Origin of the sequence: Aquabacter cavernae, assembly GCF_003993795.1 — a bacterium.
Classification (GTDB): domain Bacteria; phylum Pseudomonadota; class Alphaproteobacteria; order Rhizobiales; family Xanthobacteraceae; genus Aquabacter; species Aquabacter cavernae.
Window position 1 is genome coordinate 132,772 of sequence record NZ_RWKV01000017.1, and the last position, 17,512, is coordinate 150,283.

17 protein-coding genes are annotated in these 17,512 nt (G+C 63.2%); 5 read left to right on the top strand and 12 right to left on the bottom strand.

Annotation, left to right across the window (positions count from 1 at the left end; genetic code table 11):
- Nucleotides 1-318: 318 nt before the first annotated feature.
- Nucleotides 319-531 (bottom strand): hypothetical protein, encoded by a 213-nt coding sequence (locus EJJ38_RS18660; RefSeq protein WP_127091947.1) that lies wholly within the window; start codon nt 529-531, stop codon nt 319-321.
- Nucleotides 532-1,184: 653 nt separating this feature from the next.
- Between EJJ38_RS18660 and EJJ38_RS18670 the strand changes: the two genes are divergently transcribed.
- The 4 genes from EJJ38_RS18670 to EJJ38_RS18685 all read left to right on the top strand — a co-directional run bounded on the left by EJJ38_RS18670 (nt 1,185) and on the right by EJJ38_RS18685 (nt 2,897).
- Nucleotides 1,185-1,496 carry a ribbon-helix-helix domain-containing protein gene (locus tag EJJ38_RS18670; RefSeq protein ID WP_127091949.1) on the top strand — a complete coding sequence of 104 codons (312 nt, stop codon included), beginning with the start codon at nt 1,185-1,187 and terminating at the stop codon, nt 1,494-1,496.
- 2 nt (nt 1,497-1,498) lie between these two features.
- Nucleotides 1,499-1,897, top strand: coding sequence for a hypothetical protein (locus EJJ38_RS18675; protein WP_127091950.1), 399 nt, complete (start codon nt 1,499-1,501; stop codon nt 1,895-1,897).
- Complete coding sequence (locus EJJ38_RS18680; RefSeq protein ID WP_127091951.1) at nt 1,894-2,247, top strand: hypothetical protein; 354 nt, start codon at nt 1,894-1,896, stop codon at nt 2,245-2,247. Before EJJ38_RS18675 ends, EJJ38_RS18680 begins: the two co-directional genes overlap by 4 nt.
- Nucleotides 2,248-2,318: 71 nt before the next feature.
- A complete protein-coding gene (locus EJJ38_RS18685) occupies nt 2,319-2,897 on the top strand; it encodes a DNA-binding protein (protein ID WP_127091952.1) in 579 nt (192 codons plus the stop codon).
- Between the two features lie 1,256 nt (nt 2,898-4,153).
- On the opposite strand, the gene EJJ38_RS18690 is transcribed toward EJJ38_RS18685, so the two are convergent.
- The 9 genes from EJJ38_RS18690 to mmsB (EJJ38_RS18740) all read right to left on the bottom strand — a co-directional run bounded on the left by EJJ38_RS18690 (nt 4,154) and on the right by mmsB (EJJ38_RS18740) (nt 14,163).
- Nucleotides 4,154-4,540: a S24 family peptidase gene (locus EJJ38_RS18690; RefSeq protein ID WP_164738576.1), complete on the bottom strand. Its 387-nt coding sequence runs from the start codon at nt 4,538-4,540 to the stop codon at nt 4,154-4,156.
- Nucleotides 4,541-5,294: 754 nt separating this feature from the next.
- A complete protein-coding gene (locus EJJ38_RS18705) occupies nt 5,295-5,993 on the bottom strand; it encodes a hypothetical protein (RefSeq protein WP_127091955.1) in 699 nt (232 codons plus the stop codon).
- Between the two features lie 2 nt (nt 5,994-5,995).
- Nucleotides 5,996-6,430 (bottom strand): hypothetical protein, encoded by a 435-nt coding sequence (locus EJJ38_RS18710; RefSeq protein ID WP_127091956.1) that lies wholly within the window; start codon nt 6,428-6,430, stop codon nt 5,996-5,998.
- Nucleotides 6,427-7,296 (bottom strand): ParA family protein, encoded by an 870-nt coding sequence (locus EJJ38_RS18715; protein WP_127091957.1) that lies wholly within the window; start codon nt 7,294-7,296, stop codon nt 6,427-6,429. The genes EJJ38_RS18710 and EJJ38_RS18715 overlap by 4 nt, the downstream gene beginning before the upstream one ends.
- A gap of 925 nt (nt 7,297-8,221) precedes the next feature.
- Nucleotides 8,222-9,205: a quinone oxidoreductase family protein gene (locus EJJ38_RS18720; protein ID WP_127091958.1), complete on the bottom strand. Its 984-nt coding sequence runs from the start codon at nt 9,203-9,205 to the stop codon at nt 8,222-8,224.
- A 79-nt stretch (nt 9,206-9,284) separates the two neighbouring features.
- Nucleotides 9,285-10,172, bottom strand: coding sequence for a 3-hydroxyisobutyrate dehydrogenase (gene mmsB, locus EJJ38_RS18725; protein ID WP_127091959.1), 888 nt, complete (start codon nt 10,170-10,172; stop codon nt 9,285-9,287).
- Between the two features lie 197 nt (nt 10,173-10,369).
- Nucleotides 10,370-11,590: an ABC transporter substrate-binding protein gene (locus EJJ38_RS18730; RefSeq protein ID WP_127091960.1), complete on the bottom strand. Its 1,221-nt coding sequence runs from the start codon at nt 11,588-11,590 to the stop codon at nt 10,370-10,372.
- 120 nt (nt 11,591-11,710) lie between these two features.
- Complete coding sequence (locus tag EJJ38_RS18735) at nt 11,711-13,210, bottom strand: CoA-acylating methylmalonate-semialdehyde dehydrogenase (RefSeq protein WP_127091961.1); 1,500 nt, start codon at nt 13,208-13,210, stop codon at nt 11,711-11,713.
- A 32-nt stretch (nt 13,211-13,242) separates the two neighbouring features.
- Nucleotides 13,243-14,163 (bottom strand): 3-hydroxyisobutyrate dehydrogenase, encoded by a 921-nt coding sequence (mmsB, locus tag EJJ38_RS18740; RefSeq protein WP_338021898.1) that lies wholly within the window; start codon nt 14,161-14,163, stop codon nt 13,243-13,245.
- 163 nt (nt 14,164-14,326) lie between these two features.
- Here mmsB (EJJ38_RS18740) and EJJ38_RS18745 point away from each other — a divergent pair, with 163 nt between their 5' ends.
- Nucleotides 14,327-15,214 (top strand): LysR family transcriptional regulator, encoded by an 888-nt coding sequence (locus EJJ38_RS18745; RefSeq protein ID WP_127091963.1) that lies wholly within the window; start codon nt 14,327-14,329, stop codon nt 15,212-15,214.
- 151 nt (nt 15,215-15,365) lie between these two features.
- On the opposite strand, the gene EJJ38_RS18750 is transcribed toward EJJ38_RS18745, so the two are convergent.
- Together EJJ38_RS18750 and EJJ38_RS18755 are read right to left on the bottom strand one after the other, a co-directional pair.
- Nucleotides 15,366-16,043: a helix-turn-helix domain-containing protein gene (locus EJJ38_RS18750; protein ID WP_127091964.1), complete on the bottom strand. Its 678-nt coding sequence runs from the start codon at nt 16,041-16,043 to the stop codon at nt 15,366-15,368.
- Between the two features lie 300 nt (nt 16,044-16,343).
- Nucleotides 16,344-17,477, bottom strand: coding sequence for a TIGR03032 family protein (locus tag EJJ38_RS18755; protein ID WP_164738577.1), 1,134 nt, complete (start codon nt 17,475-17,477; stop codon nt 16,344-16,346).
- Nucleotides 17,478-17,512: the final 35 nt, after the last annotated feature.

The following is a 17,512-nucleotide window of genomic DNA, read 5'->3' on the forward strand; positions in this document are numbered from 1 at the left end:
AGATCATGAATTGGTCGCAAGGGTTTGTTTAGACCCAACAGCTTGTGACCAAGTAAATAGGTGTGCTTTTGATCCGTCTCGTGAAGGATCTACGCGGCTGTCTGCCAGAAGAATGGGCGACAATTCCAAGCGCAGCCAGCGTCCGATTTCAGCTTCGGGCACCCTGAGCGCGGAAAAGCGTAAAACGGCCGCTCAGGGCTTTCAATGGCCCTTTAACGGCGGGATTACGAAGGCCAGGATGGTCCGGGAGCCGCCTGACAGCTCAAAGCGCCCGCTAAACGCACATTCCGGCGAACCTGGGACCGGCGCCTTCCCGGACTATGCCCCCTGGGCTAGCCGCTTAAGCCCGCGCTGCTCAATGAGTTTGTCCAGCTTGCGCAGTTCGCGTGCGAATGTGCCCGCCAGTTTCTTGTTGCCGGCCTCCTGCGCGGCGGCGAGAGAGGCCGCCACCTCGTCGTGCATGGTGATCACCTTCCGCGCGAATCCCTCCGGCGTGAGCATCTCGGCAATCTTGGGGTCGATATCTGCCATCGCGCTTCCTGTCTCCAATCCTGTGCGGACCAGCACTCTATATTTCAGAGGCTGGTTTGCGAGCGCGCCGAGGTTTTGATGGTTCGGGAACGTCCGAGGGCGGGGGAAGGGCTGGCGGGATTGGGGGCTCGGCAGCTTCAGCCGCCCTCAGTCCCAACTCTACTAGCCTGCGGATGGCTTCTGCATCGCGCTTTATACGGGCTCGAAACTGATAGTCCTCGATCCGCTGCCAAAGGCTGGTCGGAAGCGAAACGGTCTTTCGGATTGGGGGATCAAACTTGTCGCTCATAAACGGAAGTTAACTGATATGCACCACTGCTGCAATGGTGCGAATGGTGCTTGCCTAGGGCGCTTTGTGGTGCAATGGTGTTTTGGTGCAAATGCACCATTGCGACCGAATGCGGCGTTGAGACCGCCGCATTCGGTCTGACCTCAAGCGCGGATGAGACCCATGCAAAAGGCTATTTTCATCAGTATCAGAAGGCCGGTGCCCACAGAAGGCGGGCGCCGCGCCACCATTCAGGCCTTCGCCCTACACACACCGGTGGGACGCCCTTCCGTTCTCACGGTCGCGGCACCGCGCCCTGTGCTCACGCCTCAGCCCTTCACCGACGCTTTCCAGGCCGTCGACCTCGCGCGGGAGGGCAAGTGACATGGCCGCCTCTGTAACCGTCGCAGCACAAGTGCCTCCAACAATGGTAGAGGAAATCCATGCTTGGATGGAGAAGGAGTTCGGCCCGGTCGGCCCCAGCCGATCCGAAGCAATTAGGCGGCTACTGAGGCAGGGATTGGATGCCTGCCAGTGGGCGTCAACAAGGCAGGAGCCACTGCTTCTCCCTCCGCCGTTTCCCTCCGAAGATTCGGCCGCACTCACGCTGACCGAAGTCGCCACGCTGATCCGCAAGGCGGCAGAAACCAATCCCTTCGTACGCCCGCTCGCGGACTATCTGGAAGGGAGGGTCTGACCATGGCCGATCTCATCCCGAAATACCGCGACACGCCCTTGGACAGCCTGAACGTCCTGATCGAGGTCGCGCATGCGCTCACTGCGGTTTTCCAGTGCAACGATGACGACCTTCTGGAGAGCGAGAACGTGCGCAGCGGCTTCGGCCGCATGGCGTCCGCGCTCGCTGAAAGCCTTGAGGAATTCCAGGGCAGGATGGGGGATCACCTTCGCTCCACCACGTTCCTGATAGCCGAGCGCGACCGCGCCCGGCAGGAGGCGGACGCCCTTGCCCTCAAGCTGCGGCGGCTGGAGGCAGAGCGCACCCCTCTGGAGGGTCAGCGAGCCCACCCCGCGCCCGATCTCTCGGAACCTGCTGCGTCCGACGCGGCGGGCGCGCTGCGGGGAGGGCTGGCGTCATGATCAAGCTCACTCCGTCGCTCGACAGCGCGGTCGAGACCATCGAAATCCTGCGTGACTTCGCGGACACCTTCGCCTCTGTCCTCGGCAGCCCCGACCGCGAGCTTCTGAGTCATGAAGGTACCCGCAGCGGCTTTATGTACATCGCTATGGGCATGAGTCGGTCCCTCACCGAGCTTGAACGGCTGGTTGAACGCGAGATGACCGCCGCCCGCGCCACGGAGCGCGAGCGGGACGCGCTCGTGGAGGAACTACACCGGCTCCGGCGGCACGAGGCAGGGCGTGACGCACCGGACCTGTCGGAACCCGCCCCGCCCGAGCGAGGGCGCGGCACCGCAGCCGCTGCGGGCTGAGGCCCGGTGATGCCGCAGGTGGGGCGAAAGCCCCACCTTTTTCTTGTCCTCTCCCATCCGGCGAGGGTGTCATGGATGATGACGTATTGCCTCTTGAGGTGACAGTCGCGGCGGAAGAATGGTCCCGACTGAACATGCGCGTGCGCTATCTGGAAGCCGCCTTGGTGCAGGCGTATCGCGGCCAGCGACAATTGAGAGAGTGGTTTTCCGCGAGCGACCTTCTGGCGCTTCAACTACCCACCGTTCCAACCTCCCGGCGCGGGCTCCTGCGGCGTGCTCACATGGAACACTGGGAGACCCGAACGGCGGAGGGACGCGGCGGCGAACGGTTCGAGTTCCACTTTTCGAGCCTGCCCCGCCACGCCTTCGCGGAACTGATCCGGCGCATCGTCGCGCCTTCCGAGCACCAGGCGCAGGAAAGGCGGGAACCGGGACCGGGAGTAGCCCGCCAGTCAGCGGCCGTGCAGCCGCCCCGCGTGCTTCCGGAGAACGCGGAGCCGCCTTGGCTATTGCCGCTCATGCGGCTGCTGCGGAGCGACGCGCATCTGTCGCCGGAGGAAGCGTGCCGCCGCCTCTCGGTGTCTCTGCCACCCTCCGTTCCGCTACCGACGCCGGAGGAAGTTCTCACTGCGTTCAACCGGCTACGCTGACGGCCCGGAAAGGCACGCAACCCGACCCGGATCCGCGTGAAAGGTAAGAAAGACCTTGGAAGCCAGTCGCTCCAATCGGAGCGGCTGGCTTTTCCATGTGCGATACGCAACCTTGGGTGATGAACGGCCCCACTCGCCGATTTCGGAGTTCCCCACCGGAGACTAGGACGATTGAGCGGCTAAGCCATTGTTTCTTAGGTGATATCGCAACTCCGAAAAAGCGCCTTGATTGTTGCCCGTCGTTTCGGCGTTCCAACCGCGAAGTCCTAAATCATAACCACCCTCGCCGGACCAGACCGGGAGGCGAATCACCAGGATGTCAGGGCCAAGCTCACGTGGGCATCACAACCAATGGGTGGTGCGCGTCGCTAACCGTGAGTTTCTACCTGATCGGCCCGAAATGGATGCAGAAATCTATATAAACAATTGATTTACAATTACTTTCGTAGGTCGAAACCAGTTCCTACCTGCGCCGTAATAGTTCCTACGGATCGACAGCAGCCCGGAACTGCCTCTTTCAGTGACCGATCCAGGGCCGCGCCGTCAGAATGGCGCAGATTAACGATTTTGGGCCGCTGAAAGTGCTTTCAACCGAGGATACGTCCGTTTCAGCGGCGTGACGTGCCGGTGAAAAGGACCATGCACCCCACCAAGGCGCAGCAAGTGCCAATGCTGCACGAAGTGCCCACCGGATCAACCATCTGAAATATCGGGATAATGTAGGTTTGGCATCTGCCAACCCTACCTGCGGATTTGCCAACCCTATGTGTGGAAGGGTTGGCACGAATGGCAGTGTCCGAGCGCAAATGGCCGACTGGCGCTTCCCGTCTTGGTTGCGGCTGATGGCGGCGGGCAATGTAACACCTGTGCCAGTGAAAAGCGCCGCAAGGATCGACCTAAGCCACTGATTTTATAGACACTTACGAGCCGTTGCGCATGTAACGGCTCGGCGGGCTGTGCGTAACACCTGTTGTTGGGCAACGTCGCGGGCGCCCCTCATCGGAACGCTGGTGGCTCAACGGCTTTAGCCGATCTCCGGCGGTGACATATGATCCTGCGCGCGGCCCCTTCGACGCAAAGGGGTGACATTTGATCTTGCGCGCCTCGCGTAGATGGAGCGGCACCGCGACCATCCCGCAAACCCTTACAATCATTGTCGCTATCCGGATATTCCCGGCTTAATCCGGCGAGGTCCGGAATTGGGTCAGAGATGACACCTGATCCTGCGCGTTACACGACGGGGCTACGGCCAGCGATTAGACGCCGATCTCGAACCCCGCGTCGCGGAGCGTGGCCAGTTCGTCAATCAGCAAACGCCCGACGACGAATCCCAAGCAAATGCCCCGAAAATAGTCCCGGGGCACGACCTGCATTCTGGCGCCCGGCGTGGCGCCATAGGCGGGATTGTCGGAGATCAGGCCGACTTCACCTTTGCCCCATAGCTGCACCCGCCTGACAGCCGCGCCACGCCCATCCATGTCGAGGACATAGAGGCCCTCGTGTTGGAGATCGTCGCAGGGCAGCATCACCACCCAGTCACGCTCGCGTCGAAGTCCCGGTTCCATATTGTCGCCGCGGACCTGGACCATGCGCACGCCACTGCTGAAAGCTGGCGTTGGGAGATGGAGAGGAACGAGGGTCATTCCGCCGCCTCCAGGCTCGCAGTGGCAGGCAGGCTGGTGGCGCCAGTGACAGCGCAGAAGTCCGCCTCCAGAAGCGCCCAGATCTCGGGTTGCGCATCCAAGATGCAGGCGTAGTCATCGATGACGCTGCGCCACACCCTGAGCTTCGCAGAGAGGTCAGCCGCGCTGGCAGCCGGAAGGCTGAGAATGCGGTCCCGAATGAACTGTAGCCGAGCGCGAAGTTGCCGAACGCGATAGGCGTGGACCCAGCGGCCACGTCGGGCATGCCTTCATCGATCTCCACCGGATACACCGCCACTAGGAACGCGGAGGCAGCTGCATCCGTCGATGAAGACCGACTGATCGCGACGCTCTTTGCAACGGATGCCACCTCTCTGTGCGGCCTTTCGGCGAAACTCGACGCTTTGATCGCCGTCGGGGCTGAGGGCGCGGAGGGGCGGCAATTCCCGTGGCCGGAGCTGCGGCGCATTCGTAGAGACGTTGCGCGCATAGTGCAGTTACCGCGTTATGATACCGCCGACTTCACTGCTTGAAGCCGTCCTCACGATGCTAAAGCAGGGATTGGAGACACGGGGCTTCTAGGCCCAGTACGGGGCAGTGCAGCGTCCGGTCCGGTTGATGAAGGCGCGCATGCTATCGGTATAGGTTCACACTTAGAAATCATCATGTCGCGATCATCGGATGGACTGATCAGATCAAGATCAGTCATTCCAATGAAAAACTAAAAAATTACATGATAAATAATACGCCTGGTCTACTTTCCATCAAGACCCAATATAGCCTTCTTGTCGCCGTGCAGACCTTTCAAAAGATGCGTTTTTGCATCAGGGGCGAAGCCCTGCCAAAGTTCAAAACCGGCGGTACATAACAATAAGTGGTGCATTAACTCCTCGCCTTGTATAAAGGTCGAAAGAGCAAGATCGTGAGCTGATTTATAAAAGCTAATATTGTCAAGTGAAGAGTGCGCATTCCAGGCACCAGGGACCTGGCCGTGCACCACTGCCGACACTTGCGAATACCATTTCTCGATCTTTCCTATAAGGTCAAATGCCTCTTGACGTTTTGTAAAATTTGGCGTGTGGAGCTTATGATATTCTATAAGCTCGCTCTTGTTAACATAGTACTTATCTACTCGCACCAATGTAGCCAGTTCGCTTGGGTGGGTACGAAAATAAGTGTAATATAGGCACGTCTCGAAAAGAGCTCGGGAAGAGGCTGCTGATGCCTTATATATGCAGAGGCTTAGTATCGCAGCAGCCTGCTGTGCTGCTATCTGCGCCTCTCTTATAAAACATAGGGCCGGGTTTTCCTTGTCGCAGATCTCCAGTTGCTTCGACCAAACTGCAATCCGCATTAGAGCCGATTCGATGCGAGCTAAGTCGTCCGCGTTGACGAGCGCGGCATCGATGTTTTTGTGCCAGTCGACGCTTTTCAAAACGGACAAGAGAGACATTATTACTTGTCTCTCTCCGAGATTCCCTTTAGATATGGATCAGTGTTCCCGGAGGAAGTGATAATATCTTTAAACTTCTCCAACTGTCGCGGAGAGGAGGATAGTAAAAATTCCTGAAGGATTTGGCGCATTGTGGCTGCTTCTTGTGCGGTCGACCTCGCGTCTATGCTGGTAATAATGTTTTGAATTGCCGCCTTCGTAAGTCTTTTATCTTTTACAAGGCGCTCCAACGCACGCAAATCTGAGCTGGTTTCTCTAATCGGGTCCTGGAAATGGGATGCGGCCTCCTCGACCATATAGGCGAGTTCATCGCCCAAGCGCCCCCTCCTCAGCTCCTCTGCCAGCAAGCGCAGGTCAGAAGCGCTCAGCTCGGACTGCATCACGCTCGCAAAGAGTGATCTCAGCAGGGCTTTGTATCGGGTGCTTTGCATCATCATAAGGCGATCTTTGTTCGAAACTCGCGCGCGACGGCAGATAGATTCAAGAAGGCAGACGTGCTGTATGGCTTATTGCTTTGCCACACAAACCCCGAGCCGCCCTCCGGTTCCCCAAACGCCTTATACCATTTGAGCGTACTGGCGAGGCAGTACGGCGCATATTTTCCGTCGGCGCGAATGGTCGCCTCCTCGGACGATGTTCCGGTTCGCCCGGTTGAATTAAATAGGATTAGGGGCTCAGGAGCCTTCGTCCCCGCCTTTTTAGCCTTCATAAACTCCATCATCAGACCTATACCGCGTACCGCATATTTTTGCGGGACAACGGGGATCAGAGCAAAATCCGAATTGGTCAATGACGTTTTCGTAAAAAGAGATCCAGCGGGATGGCAGTCAATCATAATAAGATCATAGTGAAGTCGGCACTCACCTATGAATTTCTCAAACCTCTCTTCAATTGGTTTGGTATTGGTAGTTGCTTGACCTAGCGCGACGTACATCAAATTTAGTGTAGATGGCACAATATCTAATTTGGCACCAGTGTGATGCGCAAATACATTTGTGACAAGAGAAGATACGCTAGGTGGCGAATGATTTCCAGATACTTGTAATTGATAGGGGTTCAGTGCGGTTCCACTATCCATTAGAATGGCTAGCGTTGTTTTATACTTTTTTTCTAGAGCAAAATATTCCTTGGGCGGTATGTAGGCTTGGGACAGGTTGAACTGAGGGTCGTAATCGATCATCAGCACGCGTAAAGCTGGCCGACCTCCGACGTTGTACCGCGCTAACAGGCCTGCGAGATTTAGGGTAACCGTTGTTTTTCCGACTCCCCCTTTCATATTCATCACAGTAACAACCGCCGACATAGTTTGCCCTCCCCGAGCGACCGCATCTTCGAGAGATGAGGTAGGTGCGAACAACAGATATCGCGCTCAACACCTAGCGGAACCCCCAAAGCCCCAAAAGTACCTCCCGTACTAAGGCCTATTTTTCCTAAGCGTGCAACTTCTGCGGCCGCCCTCTGCGGCATTGCCACCTGTGGGGGCTGAGGTCGTGGAAAGAGAACGATCACAGCAATTGACGTGGAGGCTCCGCGCAGGGGAGCTGCGCTAAGGACATTTTGAAATCAGCAGTATTTTCATATTGTTAGCTGGGGCAGTAGAGCGCGAAAGGAATACGAACTGGGCTCTCACTAGTACTGATCAGCCATACTGAAATTCGCATCCTAGAGAGCCGCGGCGAAGACGTAGTTCTCACTTTTATCAACGTCGGTGCGCCATTCCGGTCCCAAACCGTCAACGCTTGGTTGGTTGGGCCGAGTTTCCGAAACAGTTCCGAGCAGGACACCTCATCGCCGCGCGCGAGAAGCGCTTGCGTTGCATCGTCCTTCTCTGGATCGAAGGGCCCTGCTGATCCGTGGTCGGAATTCAAGAAATCACGCCACTCCCGGACCCGGAAAATGCCCACGCCGAATGCCTGGTCGCAGAGCCCGGTTCACGGCCCGCGACAGGTTGCGTCAGCCCAAAGCGTGGTGGCCGAGCATGTGGGTTCGGCCCTCATGGCGTGCCTTGCCTCCGTGAGGGACGCACGGACATGAGGCGTGGCGCCATCGGATGAGACCTGCGCGCCAGCTTATCCGCAGATCAGCAAGAGATTGAAAGCCCTCTCTCCCGGATCGGGCGTTGCCAATGCCGCCCGCTGCCGGTTCTGCAGGCAAACGGCGGTAGCGCGTCGCCGCACCCGCAGCGACGCGCCACCCGAGGCGTCATGGGCGCCCGAGGGCGCCGCGCCTCAAGGCACCAGGACGATGGCTCCCGTGGTGCGCCGTGCCTCCATGCTTTCATGGACGGAACGGACATCATCCAGGGACGCGGTCAGGCCGATGGCGGGGGTGATCAGGCCGCGCGCGATGGCATCGAACACGCCCTCGGTGAGCGCCGCGATGTCTGCGGGCGTGCGGGTGAAAGTGGCGAGCGTCGGCTTCGCCAGGAAGAGGGATCCCTTCGCGGCGAGGACACCCAGATCGAGCGGCGGGACCGGGCCGCTGGCCTGGCCGAAATTCACCATCAGGCCGAGCGGCTTCAGGCAATCCAGGGACGTGTCGAACGTGTCGCGGCCCACGGAATCGAACACCGCGTCTACCCCCGCGCCGCCGGTGAAGCCGCGCGCCGCCTCGGCGAAGTTTTCCGCCCGGTAGTTCACCACCAGATCGCAGCCGGCCGCCCGCGCCACCTCCTTCTTTTCATCGGACCCCACCACGCCGATGACGCGCACGCCGAGGCGGCTCGCCCATTGGCACAGGAGCTGGCCGACGCCGCCGGCCGCCGCATGCACCACGATGCTCGCCCCCACCTGGGCGGGCCAGATGCGGGTGAGGAGATAGAAGGCGGTGGCACCCTTCACGAGCGATGCGGCCGCCTGCCGGTCGTCCACCGCGTCGGGAATGGGCACGAGGCGCCATGCGGGCACGAGGCGGCGCTCCGCATAGGCACCGAGGAAATTCCAGTAGGCCACACGCTGGCCCGGCTTCAGGCCCTCCACGTCCGGCCCCACCGCCTCCACCACGCCTGCGGCCTCCACGCCGAGGGTGGCGGGGCGCGGGATGGCATATTGCCCGGCGGTGCTGGAGCGGTGGTAGATGTCGACGAGATTGACCCCGATGGCCGTGTGCCGGACCAGAACCTCGCCCGGCCCCGGCGCGGGCACATCCACCGTCTCGATGGTCAGCACGTCAGGGCCGCCTGCGGCGTGAACCCGAACAACTTTCGATTTCATTGGTCATCCCCGTGTGCAGGTGCGCGCCGCCGGCCCTCAGCCGTCCGGCGCGGGATGTGGGAAGGCCGGACCCCAGGGGTCAGCGGCCGGAGATCATCTTGAAGACATAGCTGAAATCGCGGTCGCCATGGCCGTTGGCCACGAGCATCTGGTAGATGGCGGCGGCCGTGCCTGCCAGCGGCGTCGCCGCCGAGGCGGCGGTCGCCGCCTCCTGGGACAGGCGCATGTCCTTCAGCATCATGTGGCCCGAGAAGCCGGGGGCATAGTCCCGGCTGGCGGGGGATGTGGGGAGCGGGCCGGGCACGGGGCAGTAATGCTCCAGCGCCCAGCAATTGCCGGACGAGCCCAGCATCACGTCCCGCACCACGGTGGGATCGAGGCCGAGCCGATCGGCAAGCGTGAAGACCTCCGAGATCGCCACCATGCTGATGCCGGTCATCATGTTGTTGCAGATTTTCAGCGCCTGCCCCGCACCGCTCTCGCCGATATGGAAGAAGCGGTGGCCCATGGCCTCCAGCACCGGAACGGCGCGCGCATAGCCCTCCGCCGTGCCGCCCACCATGAAGGTGAGCCGCCCGGCCTCGGCCGCCGGCACGGCGCCGGAGACCGGCGCGTCCACCATGGTGAAGCCCGCCTCGGCCGCCGCGCGCGAGACGGCGCGGGTGCTTTCGATGTCGATGGTGGAGCTGTCGATGAGCAGGGCGGCGGCCGGAGCGTGCGCGAACACGCCGCCGGGGCCTTCATAGACCGCCCGCACATGCCGCCCCGTGGGCAGCATGGTGAGCACGCAATCCGCCGCGCGGACCGCATCTCCGATATCCGTCGCCGCCCGGCCACCGAGCTGTTCGAGGGCGGCGCGCCGCTCCGGCGAGAGGTCGAAGCCGGACACGGCATGGCCGGCCTGGATGAGATGGCGGCACATGGGATGGCCCATATTGCCGAGCCCGATGAATGCAATGTTTGCCACGGCGCTTCCCCGTTCCGGCGCGACGTATCCCCGGCCTGCGGCGGAGGGTCCATGGCGCCTGTTGGTGTCTCCCTGTCTTCCCTCCGGCCGGCACGAGACCGGCCGGAGGGAAGCCTTGCTTCCGGGCCTACTTGGCCAGTCCTACTTGGCCAGCCCTACTTGGCCAGCCCTACTTGGCCAGCCCTACTTGGCCAGCCCTACTTGGCGGTGGCCTTGGCTTCCTTCACCAGGGGGCACTTGGAGGCGGAGAGGGGCGCGGCGGTGTCGCCATCGGGGATCTTGTCGAGGACCTTGAAATAGTCCCACGCGCCCTTGGATTCGGCGGGGGTCTTCACCTCCACCAGATACATGTCCGTGACCATGCGGCCATCGGGACGGATGCGGCCGTTGGGGGCGTAGGCGTCGTGGACGGGCGTCGCGCGCATCTTCTCGGCGACCGTCGTGCCGTTGTCGGTGCCCGCGGCGGCGATGGCCTGGAGATAATGGAGCACGGCGGAATAGGTCGCCGCCTGCACCACGCCCGGCATGCGCTTGGTGCGCTCATAGAAGCGCTGGGAGAAGGCGCGGGTCTCGGCATTGTGGTCCCAGTAGAACGGGGTGGTCACGATGAGGCCCTGCGCCGCCTTGAGGCCCAGCGCGTGCACGTCGCTGATCACCACCGCGAGGCCCGCGAGCTTCTGCCCGCCCGCCGCGATGCCGAACTCGCCCGCCTGCTTGATGGCGTTGATGGTGTCCATGCCGCCGTTCGCCAGGGCGACGATCTGCGCCTTGGAGCTTTGCGCGCGCAGCAGGAAGGAGGAGAAGTCGGCGGCGCCCAGCGGCGCCTTCACCTGCCCCACGATCTTGCCGCCCTTCGCCGTGACCACGCGGTCCAGCTCGGCGGTCATGGCGGCGCCGAAGGCATAGTCGGCGGCGAGGATGAACCAGTCCTTCTCATTGCGCTGGAGCAGCGCCGAGGCGGTGCCCACGGACTGGGAGAAGGTGTCCCATCCCCAGTGGAAGCCGGTGGGCGAGCAGCTTTCGTTGGAGAGCGCCGTGGTCAGCGGGGCGGTCATCAGCGTGATCTTGCCGAGGTCCTTGCCCATCGTGTTGACGGCAATGGCGACCGCCGAATTCGTCAGGTCGGCGATGGCGTCCACGCCTTCCGCCTCGAACCATTGCTTGGCGATGGAGGAGGCCACGTCCACCTTGCTCTGGTGGTCGGCGGAGACGATCTCCACCTTGATGCTCTTGTTCTTCGCGTTGAAGTCCTCGGCCGCCATGCGCGCGGCATCCACGGAGGTCCGGCCGCCGAAATCGGCATAGACGCCGGACTGGTCGTTCAAGACGCCGATCTTGACCACGCCGCCCGAAATATCCGCCGCATGACACAGCGACGCGGACGCAAGGAGAGCGGCAAGGGAAGTCATTATTTTCATGGCGTTCCTCCAGTTATATTTGTTGGTCTTTATGGGTCCTCACGTCCTTTGGTCCGTGAGGACGGGAGGGACGCGCACGCATCCCTCCCCGGTTCGGCCGCCGGTTCGGCGGGCGCGAGGTCAGTCGTTGCTGGGGAAGGCGAGCGAGAGCGCGCGCTCCTGCTCCGCGTCCGGCTCCGGCCAGCGCTGGGAGATGGTCTTCATCTTGGTGTAGAAGCGCGCCGCGTCGGGGCCGAACATGTGGGCGTCGCCGAACTTCGAGCGGCGCAGGCCACCGAAATTGTGGTAGCCCACCGGCACCGGGACGGGGACGTTGACGCCCTGCATGCCCGCTTCCACGTCCATGTAGAAGCGCTGCGCCGAGCGGCCGTTGCGGGTGAAGATGACCGCGCCGTTGCCGTATTCGTGGGCGTTCACCAGCTCGATGGCGTCATCGAGCGAGGCGACGCGCATGATGCCGCGCACCGGGCCGAAAATCTCTTCCTTCCACATCTGCATGTCGGCGGTGACGTTATCCACCAGCGAGGCACCCACATAGAAGCCGTTGAGGCCCGCGCCCGCATTGCGGCCGTCCACCACCAATTCCGCGCCCTCGTCCACCGCGCGCTGGATGGCGGTCTCCACCGTCGCCTTGGCGGCGGCGGTGACCACGGGGCCGAAATCGGCGGTCTTGTCGTCATAGGAGCCGACGCGCAGCTTCTCCACCATGGGCACGATGAGCGCACGCAGCCGGTCCGCCGTCTGGTCGCCCACCGCCACCAGCAGCGAGATGGCCATGCAACGCTGGCTCGCCGAGCCGTATCCGGCGCTGACGAAGGCAGTGGCCGCCGCTTCGAGGTCGGCGTCGGGCATCACCACCATGTGGTTCTTGCCGCCCGTATAGGCCGCCACGCGCTTATTATGGGCGCAGCCCTTCTGGTAGATGTATTCGCCGACGCGGGTGGAGCCCACGAAGCTGATGGCCGGCACGCTGGGATGCTCCAGCAGCGCGTCCACCACCTCGGCATCGCCATTCACCACGTTCCACACGCCGTCCGGCAGGCCCGCCTGCTTCCACAGGTCGCTCACGAAGGCCGTGGCGCCGGGCACGCGCTCGGACGGCTTCACGATCACCGAATTGCCCACCGCCACCGCCATGGAGCCCATCATGATGGGCACCATCACCGGGAAGTTGAACGGCGCGATGCAGCCCACCACGCCCACCGGCTGGCGGATGGAGAAGGTGTCGATGCCGCCGCCCACATTGATGGAATATTCGCCCTTCGTGACCTGCGGGGCATTGGTGGCGAATTCCAGCGCCTCGATGGCCCGGCCGATCTCGCCCTTGGCGTCGTCGATGGTCTTGCCGTGCTCCAGGCCGATGATCTTGGCCAGCGCCTCGGTCTGGCCGATCACCAGCTCGCGCATCTTGAAGATGACCTGCAGGCGGCGGGCATGGGACTGGCGCGCCCAGGCGCGGCCGGCCGCGACGGCGACCTTGGCCACCGCGTCCACCGTCTCGCGGTTGGCATAGTGGCAGCGATAGATCTCCTCGCCCGTGGAGGGGTTGAAGACGGGGCCGGAGCGGGTGCCGGAACCGGCGCTGAACACGCCGCCGATATAGTGGTCGATGCCGTACATGAAGGGAACTCCTTGGGATTTCGGCGAGCCGGTCAGGCGTTGCGCGTGTAGAGGGTCTGGATGCAGGAGAAGTCCAAGGCGGGCGCGCCCTCTTCCTTGGAGCGCAGGGCGTAGAGGTTCTGGGCGAGCGCCCCCATGGGCGCGGCGGCGCCGTGCGCGCGGGCATTGTCGAGGGCGAGGCCGAGATCCTTCAGCATCAGGGCCAGCTGGAAGCCCGCCGCATAGCCCTTGCTCGAAGGGGAATCCGGCAGCACGTTCGGCCAGGGATGCCAGCGCTCCAGGAAGAAATTCCCGCCGGAACTCTTCTGCATGATGCTGGTGAGAACGGCCGGGTCGAGCCCGTTGCGGGCGCCCAGCTCCATCACCTCGGCAGTCCCGGCCATGGCGATGGCCGCGAGCATGTTGTTGCAGATCTTGGCCGCCTGCCCCGCGCCGTTTCCACCCGCATGGACGATGAAGCGGCCCATCTGCTCCAGCACCGGCCGCACGCGGGCGAGCGCATCCTCAGTGCCGCCCACCATGAAGCTGAGCGTGCCCTCGGCGGCACGCAGCACACCGCCGGACACCGGCGCATCCAGCATGGCGAAGCCCGCCTCCTGCGCGGCGGCGGCGAGGGTGCGCGCCGTCTCCGGGGCGATGGTGGAGCAGTCCACCAGCAGCGGTCGGCCCTGGAGGGTCGCGAGCAGCCCTTCGGCGCCGAGATAGAGGTCCGCGACCACCTTGCCGTTGGGCACCATGGTGATGACGAGGTCCGCCCCCTCGGCGGCGGCGCGCGGGCTTTCCGCCGCCTGCGCGCCCTCGGCGGCGAGGCGCTGCACCGTCTCGACCGAAAGGTCGAACGCATGGACCTCGTGACCGGCGCGCACGAGGTTGGCCGCCATCGGAAATCCCATGTTTCCGAGGCCAATGAAGGCAATCCTGGACATTGATACGCACTCCCCGGGCCCGTCCATTCTCCACCTCCGCCCATGGCTTCGGCTTGAGCGTCACTGCGGTTTTCGCGGCGCGCTCGGGGATCGGTGCCCTCAGGGAAATTGGTAACACGCAGGTCGCGGGCTTGAACCCACGCTCCACGCAAGGCTACTGTTCAAAAATGCACAAGGACGACGGACGCCGATGGAATGGGATGATCTGAGGTTCTTCCTGGAGCTGGCGCGCACCCGCACCCTGGCGGAGGCCGCGCGGCGGCTGGACGTGCAGCACACCACCGTTTCCCGCCGCATCCAGCGCCTGGAAGTGGCCATCGGCGCCCCCTTGTTCACCCGCACGCCCTCCGGCCACGACCTGACGCGGCGCGGGCAGAACCTGATGGCGGAGGCCCAGGCCATCGAGGACCTGTTCCTCGGCATCGACGGCGAGCAGAGCGCGCCTACGGAATCCGTGTCCGGCATCGTTCGCGTGGGCTGCACGGAGGGTTACGGCGTGGGCGTTCTCCCCATGGACATGGACAAGCTGCGCGCCCGCCATCCGAACCTGCGCGTGGACCTGATCGTCATGCCCCGCCCCATCCTCCTCGCGCGCAACGAGGCGGACATCGTCATCACCATCGACCGGCCGGGGCGCGGCCCGTATCTCATCACCAAGCTCTACGACTACACCTTGCGGCTCTACGCGGCCCGCTCCTACCTGGAGGCGAACCCACCCATCCGGAGCCTCCAGGACCTGCGGGATCACCATTACGTGAGCTATATCGAGGAGACCGGCCCGGCGAAGGGGTTGCCGGTCATCTGGGAGATGGTGCCCTCCAACCATCCGGGCATCCGCAGCACCAGCGTCTTCTCGCAGATGGCCATCGTCGCTTCCGGCGGCGGCATCGCCATCCTCCCGTCCTATCTGGTGCGCGACCGGCCGGAATTCACCCCGGTCCTGGGCGGCGAGGTGAGCTTCCAGCGCACCTACTGGATGATGATGCCGGTGGAACTGAAGCGCATCGCCCGCGTGCAGGCGGTCTGGCAGTTCCTGAAGCGCACCAACAAGGAGCACAGCCAGCGGCTCATCATGTAGGCGCCAGCGGGAGGGCGTTAGGTCCGTCTCTTCGCGAAGAGAAAGCAGGAGCATCACTGGCCCGCAATGCAGGCCGCGTCGGCATTCCAGATCACGCCGACGGCTCTGCCCACCTCGATGGCGGCCCGCCATCGCCCACGCGGCGCGCAGGTCAATCGCGCTTCGGGCCGGCAGAACCGTCCAGATAGATGAGGTCGGTAATCCCGGTCGAAACATCCAGCGTCGTCGGCTCGTAGGCGATCTCGATGATGGTGTGATAGCCGGAATGGCGGAAGCACATGTGCCAGCGATGGCGAACGGCCGGGTCAAGCTCAAGGTCCGTCATGCGGTCGCTGACGCCGCTGACAATGCCAAGCTCCCCTTTGACGATGTCCTGGTAGAGCGTCGTGTCGGTGGCCAGCGTCTGCACCTCGTTGACCAGATGATCCCGCATGGACTGGCCTTCCAGGGAGGCATATCGCGGCCAGAGCGCCTGGAAGCCGGCGGACGCCGTGAGCAGAACCGCCCCGTCGAAATCATACAGCGCCCGCACGCTGCCCTGCCGCCGTGTGAACGCCTTTTCCATGGCGAGTTCGTCCCGCGTGGAGGCCGCGATCAGGTCGTTGATCTGGCTCATCTGCACGGGCCCGGGCATGTCGCGCCCGGTTTCCCAGAAGGAGACGGCGGACTGGGAGACGCCCAGCATGTTCGCCAGGGCCACCTGCTTGATGCCGTTCAGCCGCCGCCAGGTCTTCAGGCGATGGGCGAAGTCCGCGGCAGCGGCGGACAGCGGCAGGTTCGGATCGAGGCTTCCAGCATCGCGGCTCGGCTTCTTGCGGTGCGGTGGCATGTGGAAATCCCCTGACTGCAAACCGTTCGGGCGGTGGCCCCGATCTCTCCGGAACAAGCGCCGATCAATAAGGGAAAGGGCGGTTCGCCGAGCGGGAAAAGCCCATCTGCCCGGATCGCACTCCCACGAAGCAAAATGCGTCTCGCAACGTCAATGACTGTGCGGTTCAAGCGAGAGAAGAGCAAGACTCTTCACGACCAGTTGAGCACACACGGTCGATTTCATCCCAGATAGCCCCGGAAACATGAAGCCTGCGCGACGCTCCCCCCGCCGGCGGACAGGCCCGAGAATTCGCCGGCCTTAGGAGGCGAGCGGATCCAGCCAGCCCCGCTCGGAAAGGGGGCGATCGGGCGCCTCGATGGTGATGAAGCTCGCAAGGTCCGGCCCGAAGGTGGGAAGCGCCATGGGGCAGCGCACGCCGGGCAGGACCTGCACATCGAACAATTCGCGGATGCCGCCCTCAAGGCGCAGCCATTCCACGATATCGCCGTTGCGGGTGTTGACGATCTGGATGCCGCACCAGGCTTCCGTCCGGCGCTTGTCCAGCTGGTCCTGAAGGTTGAGGCCGGAGAATACCCCCTCGTGGCGGGCGAGGGAGAGGCCGATGATGGCGTGCCCCGCATGGAAGGCGAGGCCGCGCATGAAGCCCGGGCAGAAGGCCACGGTCTCGCGTGCGCCCCCGTTCGGGTCCATGCGGACAAGCGCGCCATTCCCGGAATCCAGCAGCCACAGCGCCCCGCCATACAGGCGCGGCGAATGGGGCATGGACAAGCCTTCGGCGACGATCTGGTCGGTGGCCACATTCACCACCACGCCGCCGTCGCGCCGGTGGGCGCGCCAGCCATCCACCACGTCCGTGGTGGAAACGGCCGTCACGAAGCGCGGCACGCCGTCCTCCATGGCAAGCCCGTTCATGTGGCACCGATCCTCCGGCGCAAGGCGCGAGATGAAGGGCGGGCGCCATACCGGCTTGAAGGAATGCAAAGCACTGTCCGTGGCGAGGCAGGAATAGCGGGTGTTGACGAAGATCAGCCGCCCGGCGGCATCGATGCCCATTTCATGGACATCCAGATCGGACACCGTCTGCCCGCGCCGGGGGACATAGAGCCGGTCGAAATGCTCATTGGCCCGCTCCTCGGGGCCGAGGACATTCTCGAAGCGCCAGATCTGGGCGAGGCCCGCCAGCAGAAGCGTCTGCGCGCTGGCCCACAGGCCCATGGCGCGCACGAAATTGCGCTGGTGCAGGGAGAGCGAACCGTCCGGCAATACGCCCACGAGAAAGAGCTGCCCGGTCTGGTAGGAGGTGAAGGCGATGGAGCAATTGTGCATCGCCAGCCATTGGGCAAACCCGCGCGAGCAGGTGATGCTGGTCTGCAGCAGGGTGTCGGCCTGCGCCGCATCTGCGGGAGCGGGGGCCGAAGCATCGGTGGTCATTATCGGAAATCCTGTGCGGCTGGCGCCGTGGCGAC

Excerpts from the sequence above, each read along its gene's own strand:
- EJJ38_RS18745 (WP_127091963.1), top strand. The coding sequence starts at position 14,327 with ATGGAATGGGATGATCTGAGGTTCTTCCTGGAGCTGGCGCGCACCCGC.
- mmsB (WP_338021898.1), bottom strand. The coding sequence starts at position 14,163 with ATGGACGGGCCCGGGGAGTGCGTATCAATGTCCAGGATTGCCTTCATT.
- EJJ38_RS18670 (WP_127091949.1), top strand. The coding sequence starts at position 1,185 with ATGGCCGCCTCTGTAACCGTCGCAGCACAAGTGCCTCCAACAATGGTA.
- EJJ38_RS18720 (WP_127091958.1), bottom strand. The coding sequence starts at position 9,205 with ATGAAATCGAAAGTTGTTCGGGTTCACGCCGCAGGCGGCCCTGACGTG.
- EJJ38_RS18675 (WP_127091950.1), top strand. The coding sequence starts at position 1,499 with ATGGCCGATCTCATCCCGAAATACCGCGACACGCCCTTGGACAGCCTG.
- EJJ38_RS18750 (WP_127091964.1), bottom strand. The coding sequence starts at position 16,043 with ATGCCACCGCACCGCAAGAAGCCGAGCCGCGATGCTGGAAGCCTCGAT.
- EJJ38_RS18715 (WP_127091957.1), bottom strand. The coding sequence starts at position 7,296 with ATGTCGGCGGTTGTTACTGTGATGAATATGAAAGGGGGAGTCGGAAAA.
- EJJ38_RS18685 (WP_127091952.1), top strand. The coding sequence starts at position 2,319 with ATGGATGATGACGTATTGCCTCTTGAGGTGACAGTCGCGGCGGAAGAA.
- EJJ38_RS18705 (WP_127091955.1), bottom strand. The coding sequence starts at position 5,993 with ATGTCTCTCTTGTCCGTTTTGAAAAGCGTCGACTGGCACAAAAACATC.
- EJJ38_RS18735 (WP_127091961.1), bottom strand. The coding sequence starts at position 13,210 with ATGTACGGCATCGACCACTATATCGGCGGCGTGTTCAGCGCCGGTTCC.
- EJJ38_RS18680 (WP_127091951.1), top strand. The coding sequence starts at position 1,894 with ATGATCAAGCTCACTCCGTCGCTCGACAGCGCGGTCGAGACCATCGAA.
- EJJ38_RS18690 (WP_164738576.1), bottom strand. The coding sequence starts at position 4,540 with ATGACCCTCGTTCCTCTCCATCTCCCAACGCCAGCTTTCAGCAGTGGC.
- EJJ38_RS18755 (WP_164738577.1), bottom strand. The coding sequence starts at position 17,477 with ATGACCACCGATGCTTCGGCCCCCGCTCCCGCAGATGCGGCGCAGGCC.
- EJJ38_RS18710 (WP_127091956.1), bottom strand. The coding sequence starts at position 6,430 with ATGATGATGCAAAGCACCCGATACAAAGCCCTGCTGAGATCACTCTTT.
- EJJ38_RS18730 (WP_127091960.1), bottom strand. The coding sequence starts at position 11,590 with ATGAAAATAATGACTTCCCTTGCCGCTCTCCTTGCGTCCGCGTCGCTG.
- EJJ38_RS18660 (WP_127091947.1), bottom strand. The coding sequence starts at position 531 with ATGGCAGATATCGACCCCAAGATTGCCGAGATGCTCACGCCGGAGGGA.